This is a genomic window from Streptomyces spinoverrucosus, from assembly GCF_006539505.1.
Lineage (GTDB): Bacteria > Actinomycetota > Actinomycetes > Streptomycetales > Streptomycetaceae > Streptomyces > Streptomyces spinoverrucosus.
Map to the genome: position 1 here is coordinate 16,217 of NZ_BJND01000042.1, position 15,560 is coordinate 31,776.

Here is a 15,560-nt window from a genome sequence, read left to right on the forward strand (position 1 = left end):
ACCTTTCGTCCCCGAAGGCGGGCCGTCACAGCACCTCGACCCCGGGCCGGAAGATCCGCCCCCGGGTGTCGAACAGCAGGCGGGCCGCGTCGGCGAGGGCGGGCAGGTCGTAGGAGGAGTGGTCCTGGAGCAGGATCGTCAGGTCGTGCTCGGCCACGGCGGCCATCGGGTCGTCGACGCGAGGGACCGGCACGTCGTCCACGCACCACTCGGGGACGTGCGGGTCGTGGAAGAGGATCTCGGCCTCCCGCTGCCGCAGCAGCCGGGCCACCGGCACGGCCGGGGACTCCCGCTGGTCGGCCACGTCGGGCTTGTAGGTGACCCCGAGCAGCAGCACCCGGGAGCCGTGCAGCGGCCGGCCGGCGGTGTTGAGCAGGTCCTGGGCGCGGCGGACGACGTACTCCGGCATCCGCCGGTTGATCTCCTGGGCCAGCTCGACGAACCGGAACTCGTACCCGAGCGACGAACGCACCTTGTACGACAGGTAGTTCGGGTCGATGGGTATGCAGTGCCCGCCGACTCCGGCGCCGGGCCGGAACGCCTGGAAGCCGAACGGCTTGGTGCTGGCGCAGCGGATCGCGTCCCACAGGTCGACGCCCAACTCGTGGCTGATGACGGCGAGTTCGTTGACGAGGGCGATGTTGACGTGCCGGTAGGTGTTCTCCAGCAGCTTGGCCATCTCGGCCTCGCGGGTGCCCTTCGCCTGGACGACCGTGTCGACGAGCTTGCCGTAGAAGGCGACCGCCCGGGCGGCGCAGGAGGGGGTGCAGCCGCCGACGACCTTGGGGGTGTCGCGCAGCCCGTGCCCGGTGTTGCCGGGGTCGATGCGCTCCGGTGAGAAGGCGAGGGCGAAGTCCTGTCCGGCCCGCAGCCCGGACTCCAGCTCCAGCAGCGGTCGTACCACCTCTTCGGTGGTGCCCGGATAGGTGGTGGACTCCAGCACGACGAGCTGGCCGCGCCGCAGCCGTCCCGCCACGGCGTGGACGGCGGCGGTGACCGCGCTCAGATCGGGCCCGCCGTCCCCGTTCAGCGGGGTCGGCACGCAGATCACCACTGTCTGGGCGCGGGTGAGACAGTCGTCGTCGGTGTACGCCACGAAGCCGGCCGCCAGCATCCGGCGGACGTCCTCGTCGGACACGTCGTCGACGTGGGAGCGGCCGGAGTTGAGCCCGTCGACGACCCTTGGGTCCCGGTCGAGGCCCACGACTCTCAGGCCGACCGTCGCCGCCTCCCGCGCGAGCGGCAGCCCGACGTAGCCGAGCCCGATCACCGCCAGTTCGACGGCGTTGGATATCGCTGATTCCCCGAGCGGTTCAGTCTGCTGGACCTGCATAGGGCTTCACCCCTGCCTCGTCGCGGGACCTGCCGGGCCCGCATCTCAAGCGCAGCCGAGGGCGCGGTACGCCTCGCGGGTGGTCGCGGCGACGCGCTTCCAGGTGCGGTCACGCGCCACGAACTCGCGGGCGGCCGCTCCCCATTCGGCCCGACGGTTTCGACTGTAAAGCAGGGTTTCGATCGCATCTGCCCAAGTTTGTGTGGAGGAGGGCGGGGCGAGGAGTCCGGTCACTCCCGGCTGGACAAGCTCCCGCAGTGCGGGTAGGTCACTGGCGGCCACCGGCAGCCCGCTCGCCATCGCCTCGACCGGCTTCAGCGGTGTCACCAACCGGCACACGCGCTCGTCGGTGCGCGGCACCGCGAACACGTCCAACACAGCGTGGAAGTCCCGCACTTGGGCGTACGGCACCCGGCCGGTGAACACGGTCGCACCGTCGGCCAGACCCAGCCGCCCGGCCAGCCGCAGCAGCGCCGCGCGCTCCGGTCCGTCCCCCACGATCAGCAGCCGCAGCGGCACCCCGCGACGCCTCAGCTCGGCACCCGCATGGAGCAATGTGCCGATTCCCTCGTGTGGAGTAAGGCTGCTGACCGTGCCGACGACGAAATCGTCCGGCGCGATCCCCAGCCGGGCCCGCAGCGCCGCCCCGTCCGGCAGCGGCGCGAGGAACTCCTCGCCCACCGCGTTCGGCACGATCAGCACCCGCTCCTCGGGCACCCCGCGCGCCACGATCTCCGCCTTCATCGCCGCGCCCAGCGTCAGCACCAGGTCCGCCTCGCGCATGCAGTGCGTCTCCAGTTCGCGCCGCGCCCGGTACGTCGGGTCGGCGCAGGTCCGCCCCGGGGCCTGGGTCAGCCAGGTGTCCTCCAGGAAGCCGCGCACCTCGTAGACCACCGGCAGCCCGTAAGCGGCGCGCAGCGCCAACGCCACCCGCCCGTTGCCGTGGTCGGTGGCCGGATGCAGCACTGCGGGCCGCAGCCGCTGCACCAGCCGGCCGGCCAGCTCGGCGTTGCGGGCCAGCACCGCCGCCTGCCCGTACGGCAGCCACGGCGGCAGCAGCCGGTGCTGCGGCACCCCGCCCACCGTCTGCACCGGGCGGGCGTCCAGCACCCCCTGCGCCACCGGGAACCCGACCCGCGTCACCACATGCGGATCGAGCCCGGCGGCGCGCTGCGCCTCGGCGATCTGCTGAGTGCGCACGGTGTAGCCGGCGTGCTTGAACGGCAGCCCGTTGGTGACCAGATGCAGCACCCGGCCCGGCACAGGGCGGACCGTCCGGGCGGGCGGCGCGGGCACCCGTACCCCGGATGGAGCAGCGGCCGGACCGGCCGTCCGGGCCCGTTCGGTGAGCCGTCGTTCCAGCGCCCTCACCCGGCGCCGCACGGGCGACGGCAGCAGCCGTACCCCCAGCAGTGCCGCCCGGAGGGGGTCATGGCGCAGCTCGCCCCATGCCACGGATGCGGCCAGACTGAGCGCACGGGGGATATGACGCGACATGCCGTCACGTTAGGCGGCGAGAGCGGAGAAAGTACGACATGAACGGCCGTGTACTCCACGTCGTCGGCACCCGACCGAACTTCGTCAAGGCCGCCCCGGTCGTCGCCGCACTGCGCACGGCGGGCTGCGACCAGGTCCTGGTGCACACCGGTCAGCACTACGACGAACGGATGTCGGACATCTTCTTCCGGCAACTCGGCCTGCCCGAGCCGGACACCGATCTCGGCGTCGGCTCCGGCAGCCACGCCCGGCAGACGGCCGACCTCCTGATCGCCCTGGAGGGTGAGCTGACCGCGCGCGATCCCGCCCTCGTGATGGTGTACGGGGACGTCAACTCCACGCTGGCGGCCGCCCTGGTCGCCGCCAAGCTGGGCATGCCGCTCGCCCATGTGGAGGCGGGCCTGCGCAGCTTCGACATGGCGATGCCGGAGGAGGTCAACCGGCGGCTGGTCGACCAGCTGGCCGAGCTGCTGTTCGCCACCAGCCCAGAGGCGGTCGGCCATCTTGCCCGGGAGGGCGTCGACCCGGGCCGGGTCCATCTCGTCGGCAACCCCATGATCGACACCCTGCTCACCCACCTGGACCACTTCGACCCGGCCGCCGCCCGGGCCGCGTACGGACTGCCGGAGCGCTACGGCGTGGTCACCCTCCACCGCCCCGCCAACGTCGACGACCCCGAGGCGGCCAAGGCGGCCGCGCGCGCCCTGACCGAGGCGGCCCGGCTGCTCGACCTCGCCGTCCCCCTGCACCCGCGCGGCCGGGCGGCACTCGGCGCGGCGGGCCTCGACGGCGCACCGGGCGTCCACGTCCTCGACCCGCTGGGGTACGTCGAGTTCATGAGCCTGGTGCGCGGCGCCGCCGCCGTCATCACCGACTCGGGCGGCGTCCAGGAGGAGACCACCGTCCTGGGCGTGCCGTGCCTGACCCTGCGCACCACGACCGAGCGCCCGGTCACCGTCACCCACGGCACCAACCGCCTCGTCGGCCACGCCGAACTCGTACCCGCGCTGCGCAAGGTACTGGACGGCGGACAGCCGCCGCCCGACGAGGGCCCGCCACTGTGGGACGGGCGGGCCGGGGCCCGGATCGCCGCCGAGGTCACCCGCTGGCTGGACCACCATGTCTGAGGTCACCCGCGCCTACTGGGACACCCGCCACCGCGTGCACGACGACCTCGCGTCCGGCGGCCACATCGGCCTGGACCGCGCGGGCAACGAGATCTTCTACGCACTGCGGCTCGGCACCCTGCTCCCGCTGATCGGCGACCTGGCCGACGAGAAGGCCCCGCTGTTCGTGCTCGACGCGGGCTGCGGCAAAGGCCACTTCGCCCGCGCCCTGGCCCGCTGCGGCCACCGCGTCGACGCCTTCGACGCGAGCGAGGAGGCCGTCACGCACGCCCGCGCCCAGGGCGGCCGCCCGCGCTACGCCGTCGCCGCCCTCGACGAGTGGCGCAGCCCCTGGCCGTACGACGTCGTGCTCTGCGTCGACGTCCTCTTCCACGTCCTGGACGACGAGGAGTGGGCGACCGGCCTGCGCAACCTCGCCTCGCTGGTGCGGATCACCGGACGGCTGATCCTCACCGACGAGGACATCGGCACCCGCCGGCCGCGCGGCGACTACATCCTGCACCGCCCGACGGCCGAGTACACCGCGCTGCTCGAACCCCTCGGCCTGCGCCACACCCTGTTCACCCCGTACGGCTTCCGCGAGAACGAGGTCGGCTTCCACGTCTTCACGAGGACCCGCTGATGCGCCTGACCGATCTGCTCCACCCTCACCTGGACGGCGTCACCACCGTCGTGGACGCCACCGATGGCGGGCTCGACCTGGAGCCCTATCTGCACCTCCCCGGCGATGTCGCCCTGCACCAGGGCGAACGGGACATCGGCGAGAGCGAGTTGGTGCTCGTGTCGTACGGCCCCGATCCGGCGCTGCACGGCACCGAGACCGACTGTCTCGCCGTACTGCACCGCATGCGCCCCGGCGGCCGCGGCCTGATCCTCTTCGGCCACCACGGGCCCGAACTGCCCTACCACCGGCTCCTCGACGCCCTGGTGGCCCACCACTGCCAGGTGCTGCGCGCCGCCCCGCTCGACTACGAGCACCTGCACGCGGGCGCGGTGTTCGTCCGCACGGACGAACTCCTGCCGCCCCACGACTGGTCCGGCAGGCCCGTCCCGGCGGAGGGTTTCGCCACCGCGCTGCGGATCGCCGACGAGTACGTCCTCGCCGACCTCGTCTCGCGGTCGCTGCGGGCCCGTGTGCTGGACCTGGAGCGCGATGCCGAGGAGGCGGAACGCGCCCGGGGGCCCGCCCACGAGGACGGCCTCGCCGAGCGCCTCGCCGCCGCCGTTCGGGAGAAGGACCGGCTGGCGGCCGCCCTGCACAGGGCCCGGGACCGGGTCGGCCTGCTGGAGGCGCGCGTGGCGATGCTGGAGGGCTCCACCTCGCTGCGGGTGGGGCGGGCCCTGGTGTCGGCGGCCCGCTCACCCCGGCGCGAGGCGACGCGGCTGCCACGGGAGCTGTACGGGCTGTGGCGGGGACGGGCGACATCGCACCAGGCGTCCACGGGCGTGGCGCCGGGGGCCCGGGAGCTGTACGTGCGGTTGCGGGGGCGGGGCACGTCGCGCTCCGTGCCCCCGGGTACGGCGTCCAAGGGGCGGCCCGCGTCCCGGAGCACCGCGTCGGAGACGGTGGCGCGGGAGGCGGTGTCGGACGCGCGGCTCCACCTGGCCTACCGCGCGTTCGCCTCGATGCCCCGCGACCGGCTGGTGATCGCCGGGGTTCTCACCGAAGCCACCGCCGCGCACCTCGCGGCCGACGCCGTGGTCAACCGGGCGCTGCCGCACGACGGGCGGCTGGTCGTGCAGCGCACCGACCCGGACGCCCTGGTCGTCCAGCTCAGCGCCTGCACCGGCGACGGCCCCTGGGCGCTCACGGGCACCGGACTCGCCCCCGACCTCGACCGGAGGCTGGCCGAACTCATCACCGAGACCCGGGCGGCGGGCCGCTCCTGCGTGCTGTGGCGGGACGGCCCGGCCTCGGCGGCCCCCGCGCTCACCCGGCTCGCCTGGGACGCCGTCCTCGACGCGGACGCCGGTGTGCGGCTGGCGAGCCTGGACCCGGCGGCCGACGGCAGGCAGCGGCTGCGTGAGGTGTTCCGGGCGGACAGCACCCGCGTACGCCTGTCGCAACTGGCCCGCCGGATCGGCGCCCCCGACCCGCTGGACGAACGCCGCGTCTGCGTGCTGGCCGCCCCACAGGACCGGGCCGACATCGCCCGGCTCACCGCCCAGGTGCTGGACCAGAAACACCGGCCCTGCGAGGTCGTCGTACCCGATCCCACCGGACTCGACGAACTCGCCGCCGCCGGCGTGACCGTACGCACCGGCGCACCCCTCGCCCCCTGGGTCGCCGACTGGACCGACCTCACCGAGGACCGCCCGGACACGCTGCTGCTCGACCTGATGTGCGCGCAGGAGTACTCCGGAGCCGACGCGGTGGGCAGCACGCCCGCCGCCGACGACTACACCTTCGTCCCCGAACTGCGCCCCCTCCTGGTACGCCGGTCGCTGCTGGCGTCCGGCGCGCCGCCCGAGACCTGGGCGCGGCAGGGGCACCGCCTGTTCGCCTGGTGCGGGAAGGAGCCGACATGAGCCGGACACTGAACGCGCTCGTCTACGGCGACGTTGACCTCAATCTCATCGACGGCTCCGCCGTCTGGGCCCAGTCGACGGTGCAGGCACTGTCGCGGGCCGGCTGCCGGACCCGGCTCGTCCTCAAGGCCCCCGTGCGCACCGGGCGGTTGATCGACCCGCTGGCCGGACTGCCGGGCGTCACGGTGGTCCGCCCCTACGAGGAACGGCTGCTGCCCGGACAGGCCGACCGGCCGCTGTCGCCCGTGCAGGCCTCCCAGGTGCTCGCCGAGCTCGACGCGGACGAGCCCTGCGACCTGCTGGTGCTGCGCGGACGGCGACTGGTCGGGCGCGTGGTCGCCGACGGCGACTTCGAGGGACGGATCTGGGCCTACCTCACCGACATCCCCCAGTCGGCCGCCGAGATGACCGAGGGGGCCCGCGCGGAACTCACCCGTATCGCCCAGGCCTCCCAGCGGCTGCTGTGCCAGACCGAGGAGTTGCGCTGCCTGCTGGAGACCTGGGTGCCCCAGGCCTGCGGCAAGTGCGTGCTCAGCCCGCCCGCCGTGCCCGAGCCGGACTCCCCGGTGCCGGAGCACGAGCGCCCGCACGACCCCTTCCGGCTCGTCTACACCGGCAAGTTCGCCCCCCTGTGGAACACCCTGCCCATGACCCGCCTGCCGGCCCTGCTCGCCGAACGGGGCGTCCGGGCGGAGCTGCACGCCGTCGGCGACAAGATCCACGACGATCCCCGGCACCCGGACTTCCAGTCCGCCATGGCCCGTGCGCTGGCCGTCACCCCGGGCGTCGAACACCACGGCGGGCAGCCCCGCGAGGAGGCCATGCGCCTCGCCGCCGACTGCGATCTCGGCCTCGGCTGGCGCGAGCCCGCCCTCGACGCCAGCCTCGAACTGTCCACCAAGGTCCTGGAGTTCGGCGCCCTCGGACTGCCCGTCGTCCTCAACCGCACCCCCGCCCACGAGGCGCTGCTCGGCGCCGACTATCCGCTGTACGTACCCGGACGCGCCGGACTGGACGACGCCGTCGAGGCGGTCGCCCGTGCCGTGCGCGAGCCCGAGGCCCGGCGGCTCGCCGCCGACCGCTGCCGGGACGCCGCCGCCCGGTACACCCTGCAGGCGGCGGCGGAACGCTGGCGCGCCCAGCTCGACCAGGCCTTCCCCGAGGCGCCGGCCGCCGTGGCCGCCCGGACGCGGCCCTTGCGCGTGGGCATCGCGGGCCACGACCTGAAGTTCCTCTCCCGGCTCCTGGACCACTTCCGTACGCTGCCCGGTCTCGACGTACGCGTCGACGCCTGGCCGGCGCTCGCCCGCCACGATCCGGCCGCGAGCCGGGAACTCGCCGACTGGGCCGATGTCGTGGTCGTCGAGTGGTGCGGTCCCGCCGCCGTCTGGTACAGCCGCCACAAGCGGCAGGGCAGCCGCCTGATCATCCGGCTGCACCGCTTCGAACTGGACGCCGAGTGGCCCGGGCAGGTCGACATCGACGCCGTCGACCAGGTGATCTGCGTCAGCTCGTACTACGCCCGCCGCACCCTGGCGCACACCGGCTGGCCGGAGTCCAAGGTGACGGTCATCCCGAACTGGGTGGACACCGACCAGCTCGACCGCCCCAAGGCGCCCGGCGCCCGCTTCCGCCTCGGCATGATCGGCATCGCGCCCAGCCGCAAACGCCTCGACCTCGGCCTCGACGTCCTTCAGGCGCTGCGCGCCCGGGACCGTCGCTGGCACCTCTCGGTGAAGTCCAAGCCGCCCTGGGAGTACTGGTGGATCTGGAACAAGCCCGAGGAACGCGCGCACTACGACGCCGTACTGCGCCGCATGCAGACCTCGCCGCTGCTCGAAGGTGCCGTCGTCTTCGACGAGTTCGGCGCGGACGTGGCGAGCTGGCTGCGGCGCGTCGGACACGTCCTGTCCACCAGCGACGACGAGAGCTTCCACCTCGCCCCCGCCGAGGGCATGGCCTCCGCCGCCGTCCCCGCCCTGCTGCCGTGGCCCGGCGCCGACGAGATCTACGACCGGCGGTGGATCCACCAGGACCCGGAGACGATGGCGAGCGCGCTGGCCGAACTGGACGAGGACGGCTGGCGGGACGCCGGGCAGCTGGCCCGCACGCAGGTGCGGGAGCAGTTCTCACTGCACCGGGTGGCCCGGGACTGGACGGAGCTGCTGGTGTCCGGCTGATGTTCAGGCTGGCTTTAGGCCCGGCGCCCGGGCTTGGCGACCCGGAACGCGAACTGGCCGCAGAACGTGAGCTTGCGCAGGTTCACCAGTGCCGTCCGCCGCTTGGTGTCCTTCGCCCAGCCGTCGATCTCGGTGTTGAGCGGGGACTCCTCGTCCCAGTACCGCCCGTACTCGGTCTTCCGCCGGTGGTCGTAGGACCGCATGATCAAAGTCACCCCGTCCAGGGACGGCCGGATCTCCTCCAGAGCCAGCCCGGCCTCCTCGACCAGCACCCGGAATCCGTACGGCGTGTAGTTCCACAGGCTGAAGGAGTGGTACGGCTCGAACTGGGACGTGCTGCCGATGAACAGCCCGCCCGGCCGCAGCACCCGCCCGACCTCCGCCAGCAGCTCACGCGGGCGCGAGACGTGCTCGAAGACCTGGTGCGAGTAGATCAGCGGCACGGCGTCGGAGCGGAACGGCAGATGGACACCGTCGAAGTGGACCAGCGGAACACCGCCGGGCCGGTGCTGCCGGGCCTCGGGAGAGTCCCGGATGTCGACGCCGACCCACCGCACCTTCGGATCGTGTCTGCGGAAGAGCGCGGCGGACGTGCCCCGCCCACACCCCAGATCGACCACCCGGTCCGGCGCGCCCGGCGAGGTCATGACCTCGTCGAGGTAGTAGCGGGACGTGACCTGGCGGGCGTGGTCGTCGGGGATGCAGTCGCGCATGAGGTCCCACAGGTTCGCCATGCGCCGAGGCTAGAGACGCGCCGCACCCGCGGCCCAGGACCCGTCCGGCGGTTCGCTACCGCCGCCACCCGGAAGGCGTGACGGCGCAGGAGGACCCGGCCTCAGCCCTCCACGCCCACCATCCGCTGCAACAGATCCCGCAGCGTCAGCCGCTCCTCCTCGCTCAGCCCCGCCAGCGGCTCCCGGGCGAAGCGCAGGGACTCGCGCAGGCTGCGGGCCACCCGGCGGCCGTCGTCCGTCGCGGCCGCCAGCTTCACCCGGCGGTCGGCGGGGTCCGGGCGGCGCTCGACCAGGCCCCGGGATTCGAGGCGGTCGACGATGCCCGTGACGTTCGAGGGCTCGCACTTGAGCTTGTGCGCCAGCTTGCGCATGGGCAGGGGTTCCAGGGAGAGCAGGCTGAGCAGCTTCGCCTGGGCACCGGTCAGGGCGTGGTCGGCGGCCGCCTCCTCGTACTCCTCGTGGTAGCGGGCCACGACCGAGCCGATCAGGTCGACGACTTCCATGGTCAGCGCGTCCGGGCGGGTCTGGTGAGGTGTGGCCATGGTCTCCAGGGTACCCGGTTACTTGACAGCATGAAATGTTCAAGAGCATGGTTGTTTCAGGTCCTGAAGTATCTGCCTCCGGAAACGAAGTCTCTGCTCCCGAAATCACGAGGAAAGGCGCCCGCCATGACCGACACCCCCGCCCTCCCCGACGTCAACCGCGAATGGCACCTCCTCAGCCGCCCCGTCGGCTGGCCCAAGCCCGAGGACTTCGCCCTGGTCGAGGCCCCGATGCCGGCCCCGGGTGAGGGGCAGGTGCTGGTGCGGAACCTGTACGTCTCCGTCGACCCCTACATGCGCGGCCGCATGAGCGCCGCCAAGTCCTACGTCGCCCCCTTCGAGCTGGGCAAGGTCATGCAGGGCGGCGCCGTCGGCGAGGTCGTCGCCTCCAACGCCGAGGGCATCTCCGTCGGCGACCACGTCCTGCACTTCTTCGGCTGGCGCGAGTACGCCGCCGTCGATGCCAAGAACGCCGTCAAGGTCGACCCGCAGGCCGCGCCGCTGTCGACGTACCTCGGCGTCCTCGGTATGACCGGGCTCACCGCGTACGCCGGTCTGCTGCGCACCGCCGCCTTCAAGGAGGGCGACGTGGTGTTCGTGTCCGGGGCCGCCGGTGCCGTCGGCAGCCAGGTGGGGCAGATCGCGAAGCTCAAGGGTGCCTCCCGGGTCATCGGGTCCGCCGGGTCCGACGAGAAGGTCAAACTGCTGGTCGAGGAGTACGGCTTCGACGCCGCCTTCAACTACAGGACGGGGCCGGTGAGCGAGCAGCTGCGGGCCGCCGCGCCGGACGGGATCGACGTGTACTTCGACAACGTCGGCGGTGATCACCTGGAGGCGGCCATCGGCTCCCTCAACCGGGGTGGCCGGATCGCCGTCTGCGGCATGATCTCCATCTACAACAACACCGAGCCCGCCCCCGGCCCGAGGAACCTCGCCCGCCTCATCCAGACCCGCGGCCGCATCGAGGGCTTCCTGGTCGGCGACCACTACGACCTCCAGCCGCAGTTCGTCCAGGAGGTCGGCCCCTGGGTCGCCTCGGGCGCCCTGAAGTACCGCGAGACCGTCGTCGAGGGCATCGAGAACAACCTGGAGGCCTTCCTCGGCGTCCTGCGCGGCGACAACACCGGCAAGATGATCGTCAAGCTCTGAGCCGACGGCGCGGCGCCTTTCTTGACTTTCCGGCATGCGGTAACTTCTTTCCGAAATCGTCCGGGATCGTGGGCGCGAGTCCCGGGGGGACCGAGGAGGCACCGCATGCCCATCCAGCAGTCAGACGTCCTGTACACGGCAGTCGCCACCGCCGAGAACGGCCGCGACGGCCGGGTCGCCACCGACGACGGCAAGCTCGACGTCGTCGTGAACCCGCCGAAGGAGATGGGCGGCAGCGGCTCCGGCACCAACCCGGAGCAGCTGTTCGCCGCCGGTTACAGCGCCTGCTTCCAGGGCGCCCTCGGCGTCGTCGCCCGGCAGGAGAACGCCGACATCTCCGGCTCCACCGTCACCGCGAAGGTCGGCATCGGCAAGAACGACGACGGCTTCGGGATCATCGTCGAGATCTCGGCGGACATCCCGGGCGTCGACGAGACCACCGCGAAGGCGCTGGTCGAGAAGGCCCACCAGGTCTGCCCGTACTCCAAGGCGACCCGCGGCAACATCACCGTGACGCTCGTCTGACGGACTCGTTGCGTACGACGAAGGCCGCACCCTTGGACGTGGGGTGCGGCCTTCGCCATGAACCACGGTCAGACGGCCCGAGTCACGGTCAGACGGCCTGAACCGCAGTCAGACGGCCGGAAGAACCACGCTCAGCCCGCTGAACCACCCTCACCGCCACCCCGTGCACCGCCCGCACGAACCTCTCGTTCTCCGGCGCCGCCCCACCCGGAAACGCACCGCGCCGCCGCGTGTAGCCGTACGCCAGCCCGCTGCGCGGATCGGCGAAGGCCTGCGCACCGCCCGCACCGCTGTGCCCGAAGGCGCCCGCGCCCAGGAACGGGTACCAGTTCTCGGCCGTCGCCTGGAAGCCGAGCCCGTACGCCTTGTGGGCCCGGGCCACCAGGTCGTAGCCGACGCAGTGGATCTGCCCGACCTCGGCGACCGTGTCCGGCTTCAGCAGCGGCGGCCGCCCGGCCACCTCGCTGATCGCCGCCGCGTACATCCCGGCGAGCCCGCGCGCGGCCGCCACGCCGCCCGCCGATGCCGGGCCCTTGGCGCGGACGAGGCGGGAGTTGGCGTGGTCCACCGCCTCACCCGCCCCGGACACGTGCGAGTTGAAGGCGATCGCGGTGAGCGTGTGCGGGCCGGTCGGCCGGGAGTCCAGGACCGCCTGCTGCTCGGGCGTCGGCAGCATCGGCTGCGCGGTCCGGAAACGGACCTCCTCGGCGGCGGGCAGCCCGAGGTAGAAGTCCAGCCCGTAAGGGGCCCGCACCCGCTCCTCGTACACCTCCTGGAGGGTGCGGCCCGTGGCCCGCCGGACCACCTCACCGGCGAGCGCGCCGAGCACCAGCGCGTGGTAGCCGAACGCTGTGCCGGGCCGCCAGAACGGCCGCTGGTCCGCGAGCCGTTCGGAGATCACCCGGTCGTCCGCCAGCTCCTCCTCGGTGAACCCGGAGTCGAGCCCGATCAGCCCCGCCCGGTGCGTGAGCAGCTCGCGCAGGGTCAGCGCGCCCTTGCCCTCGGCGGCGAACTCCGGCCAGTAGTACGTCACCTTGCGGTCCAGTTCCAGCGTGCCGTCCTGGACGAGGAGTGCGACGACGAGGTGGGCGGCGCCCTTGGTGGACGAGAAGACGCCGTACAGCGACTCGGCCGAGGCGCCGTCCGGACCCGCCCACAGGTCGACGACCCGCCGCCCGTGCACGTAGGCGCACAACTGCCCCTCGTAGTCCGGCCGCTCCTGCGTCACGAACGCGGCGAACTCCGCGCGCACTTCCTCGTAGCCGTCGGCGACGGTGCCGTGGATCTCCTGCGTCATCCGATCTCCTTTTGCCTCCTCGGCCGTCCGCTGCTCGCGTGTGTGCCGTGGTTTACCTGGTCGCCAAGGTGAACAATGCCCGCCCGACCTGAGCGAATGCCCCCTTGGGGTGATCACGGAAGAGTGGTTCGGTGCCGAAGAGCACCGCGTGCGCGCCGCTGACCACCGACGCGCGCCCCGCCGCGGCGGAGGGCCCGCCGGTGCCGTCCGGCAGCGCACGCCAGTGCCCGGACACGAGCGGGTTCCCGGTCGCGTACGACTGTTCCACCCGCACCCCGCGTCCGAGGTCCGTGAACCACATCGGCGCGTAGACGAAGGAGTGCTCCGGCGCACCACCGGTGATCCGGCCGCCGGAATTCACCACCCGCACCACCCCGTTGGCGTCCCCGTTGCCCTCGACGGGCTTGACCGGCAGCAGCCCGGCGTCGGCGTTGAGCGCCGCTCCGGCCGCCCCGCGCCCGACCAGACCGTGCCCGTCGAGGAAGCGGTCGAGAGCCGTGCGCGCCGCCGGGTTCAGGTCGTCGTACGACAGCCCCGCCGACACGAAGAGCACATCCACCGCCGCCCAGTCGAACCCGGCGTTCAGCACCCCGGCCGACACCGGCGTCACCTCGAAGCCCATCTCCCGCAGCGCGAACAGCTCACCAGACGTGACGGCCGCCGCCACCCGCACGCGCGTCAGCGGGGTGCCGCCAGTCAGCCGCGTGGCGTCGAAGGCGACGTCGTACGTCCGTGCCGCGGCTGCAGCCTGCCGCCGCGCCGAGCCCGGCACGAGCGCACTGCCGTCGGCCGCCTGCCGCACCCGCACGCCGTGCGCGAGCAGGGAGTTGAGGGCCGCCACCTCGCGCGGATCGTCGACGCGCAGCCGGAGGTCGCCGCGCGGGGCGACGTACCCCACGCGCGTGGCCTCGCGCACCGGGTGCAGCAGCACGTGGGACAGCCCCCTCACCGGCTCGACCGTGGCGCCCCACAGTCGGCCCAGGCTCCAGCCGGAGATGTCGTACATCACCGATACCTTGTCGCTGATGTCCCGCCCGTCGGCCAGCAGCACGTTCGCGAGCCCGCGTTTGGGCTGGCGCATGTCGACGACGTACGAGCCCTTGGCGTACCAGCGGCCGGAGAGCCGGAAGGAATGCACCGCACGGCTGACGTGGACGTCGTTGGCGAGCAGGTGGTCGACCAGGCGCGCGGCGGCGGTGGGGGAGCGCTGGGCGGCGCCTGCCGGGATGACGTAGGCGCGGGGGAAGGTGGTGGTGTAGACGTCCTCGGGACCGATGCCGGGCACGCCGGGGACGGTCTCCTCGGACACCGGCACCTGCGCCGCCCCCGTGGCACCGCGCCGGAAGACCTGGATCTGGTCGGCGACCAGGGAACGGCGCTTGCTCTGCACGTAGTCGAGGGTCGCGTCGAGCGTGGCGCCCGCGACGGCGACGTTGATCGCGGCCCGGCGGCGCAGCTCGCTCTGCGGCAGCGTGTCGTAGGCGGCGTTGTTCACGCGGAGCGGGATCTCGATCGTGTGCGCGGCGACCGTGCCGTGGAAGGCCGCGTACTGCGGCGTGAAGATGGGCGGCCAGTCGTCCCAGCCCTCCTCCTGGTCCCGGAACGGGATCTGCGCGGGCTCGACGCCGTCCTCCCCGGGCGTGTGGCCGAGGCCGTTGACGGCGGCCTCCATACCGAGGGCGTTGGCGTAGGTGTGCTTCAGGAAGAGGTCGTACTCGTAGTTCTCGCCGTGCGGCGGTGTGGTGGGCTCGATGAGGGTGCCGTTGACGTAGCCGTGCAGGTCGAGCAGGACGGCCGGCTGCTTGTCGACCATGATCTGCCGCATCGCCCGCGCCTCCGGCTGGGAGGCGGTGACGAAGTCCCGGTTGAGGTCGAAGCCGTTCGCGTTCGCGCGGGTTCCGGCGATACGGCCGTCCGGGTTGGCGGTGATGTTGAAGTACAGGCGGCTGTGCGCGAGCAGCTCCCTGGTCCGCGCGTCGTTCGCGGTCGCGAGCCGTTCGATGAGCTTCAGGGAGGCGTCGGTGCCCTCCCACTCATTGCCGTGGATGTTGTTGTTGAAGAAGACCGGGGTCTTGTACGCGGCCTTGATGCGCGGGTCCTTCGCGGCCGTCGCCGGCGCGTTCTCGATGAGTTCGCGCATCCGGGTCTGCTCGCGGGTCTGACGGGCCGTCTCCGGGGCGGTGACGGTGACGAGATAGAGCCGGTGGCCGCCGGCCGAGCGGCCCGCGATCTCCACGCTCACCCGGTCGCCGAGGCGTTGCAGGGCGTTCAGCTTCGGCGCGATGGCGTGGTACGGGGTGAGGCCCAGCTTGAGGGACTTGTCGGCCGCGTTCACGGGGTCCGGCGAGAGCTGCTGCTCACGCGGGTAACCACGGGATGCGTCCGCGAGATCGGGGACGGGCGCGGTGAACGCCTGACGGGCGGTGCTCGCCGGGGACTTGGCGGGGCGGTGGTCGAGAGCGGTGCCCTGCGCCTCCTGCCGGGTGACGGGGTCGGTGTCCGCTCCGGCCGGGACGGGGGCGGCCAGCAGGAGTGAACCGGCCGTGGTGAGGGTGAGGGTGGCCATCAGGACGGTCAGGACGGGTCTCGCAGAGGTCGTTCCCGTGATGCGCACGCGTACCTCCTCCGGGTTCCTGAGATCGGTACG

At 72.7% G+C, this 15,560-nt stretch carries 12 protein-coding genes; 6 read left to right on the top strand and 6 right to left on the bottom strand.

Features of this window, described 5'->3' with window-relative positions; genetic code table 11:
• Window positions 1–25: 25 nt before the first annotated feature.
• Together SSP24_RS26625 and SSP24_RS26630 are read right to left on the bottom strand one after the other, a co-directional pair.
• The gene (locus SSP24_RS26625; RefSeq protein ID WP_141312241.1) at window positions 26–1,333 is read right to left on the bottom strand and encodes a nucleotide sugar dehydrogenase; all 1,308 of its coding nucleotides are present in this window, start codon (window positions 1,331–1,333) and stop codon (window positions 26–28) included.
• Window positions 1,334–1,378: 45 nt separating this feature from the next.
• A complete protein-coding gene (locus SSP24_RS26630) occupies window positions 1,379–2,830 on the bottom strand; it encodes a glycosyltransferase family 4 protein (protein WP_229865137.1) in 1,452 nt (483 codons plus the stop codon).
• Window positions 2,831–2,868: 38 nt separating this feature from the next.
• Here SSP24_RS26630 and wecB point away from each other — a divergent pair, with 38 nt between their 5' ends.
• Genes wecB through SSP24_RS26650 form a run of 4 tightly spaced genes read left to right on the top strand, consistent with a single transcriptional unit; the run spans window position 2,869 to window position 8,666 of the window.
• Entirely contained in the window at window positions 2,869–3,957 is a 1,089-nt protein-coding gene (gene wecB / locus SSP24_RS26635; RefSeq protein WP_141312242.1) for a non-hydrolyzing UDP-N-acetylglucosamine 2-epimerase, read from the top strand.
• Window positions 3,950–4,579 (top strand): class I SAM-dependent methyltransferase, encoded by a 630-nt coding sequence (locus SSP24_RS26640; protein ID WP_141312243.1) that lies wholly within the window; start codon window positions 3,950–3,952, stop codon window positions 4,577–4,579. Before wecB ends, SSP24_RS26640 begins: the two co-directional genes overlap by 8 nt.
• Entirely contained in the window at window positions 4,579–6,486 is a 1,908-nt protein-coding gene (locus SSP24_RS26645) for a hypothetical protein (protein WP_141312244.1), read from the top strand. Before SSP24_RS26640 ends, SSP24_RS26645 begins: the two co-directional genes overlap by 1 nt.
• Complete coding sequence (locus SSP24_RS26650) at window positions 6,483–8,666, top strand: glycosyltransferase (protein WP_141312245.1); 2,184 nt, start codon at window positions 6,483–6,485, stop codon at window positions 8,664–8,666. Before SSP24_RS26645 ends, SSP24_RS26650 begins: the two co-directional genes overlap by 4 nt.
• Window positions 8,667–8,680: 14 nt before the next feature.
• On the opposite strand, the gene SSP24_RS26655 is transcribed toward SSP24_RS26650, so the two are convergent.
• Together SSP24_RS26655 and SSP24_RS26660 are read right to left on the bottom strand one after the other, a co-directional pair.
• Window positions 8,681–9,400 (bottom strand): class I SAM-dependent methyltransferase, encoded by a 720-nt coding sequence (locus tag SSP24_RS26655; RefSeq protein ID WP_141312246.1) that lies wholly within the window; start codon window positions 9,398–9,400, stop codon window positions 8,681–8,683.
• 101 nt (window positions 9,401–9,501) lie between these two features.
• Window positions 9,502–9,942 carry a MarR family winged helix-turn-helix transcriptional regulator gene (locus tag SSP24_RS26660; RefSeq protein WP_141312247.1) on the bottom strand — a complete coding sequence of 147 codons (441 nt, stop codon included), beginning with the start codon at window positions 9,940–9,942 and terminating at the stop codon, window positions 9,502–9,504.
• 126 nt (window positions 9,943–10,068) lie between these two features.
• On the opposite strand from SSP24_RS26660, the gene SSP24_RS26665 reads away from it, so the two are divergent.
• Both SSP24_RS26665 and SSP24_RS26670 read left to right on the top strand, forming a co-directional pair.
• Entirely contained in the window at window positions 10,069–11,091 is a 1,023-nt protein-coding gene (locus SSP24_RS26665; protein WP_141312248.1) for an NADP-dependent oxidoreductase, read from the top strand.
• Between the two features lie 105 nt (window positions 11,092–11,196).
• On the top strand, window positions 11,197–11,616 hold the full coding sequence (locus tag SSP24_RS26670; protein WP_141312249.1) for an organic hydroperoxide resistance protein: 420 nt from the start codon (window positions 11,197–11,199) through the stop codon (window positions 11,614–11,616).
• A gap of 88 nt (window positions 11,617–11,704) precedes the next feature.
• Here the strand turns inward: SSP24_RS26670 and SSP24_RS26675 are convergent, their stop codons facing one another.
• Window positions 11,705–12,913 (bottom strand): serine hydrolase domain-containing protein, encoded by a 1,209-nt coding sequence (locus SSP24_RS26675; protein ID WP_141312250.1) that lies wholly within the window; start codon window positions 12,911–12,913, stop codon window positions 11,705–11,707.
• Window positions 12,914–12,965: 52 nt separating this feature from the next.
• Entirely contained in the window at window positions 12,966–15,479 is a 2,514-nt protein-coding gene (locus SSP24_RS26680) for a M14 family zinc carboxypeptidase (protein ID WP_141312313.1), read from the bottom strand.
• Between the last annotated feature and the right edge of the window lie 81 nt (window positions 15,480–15,560).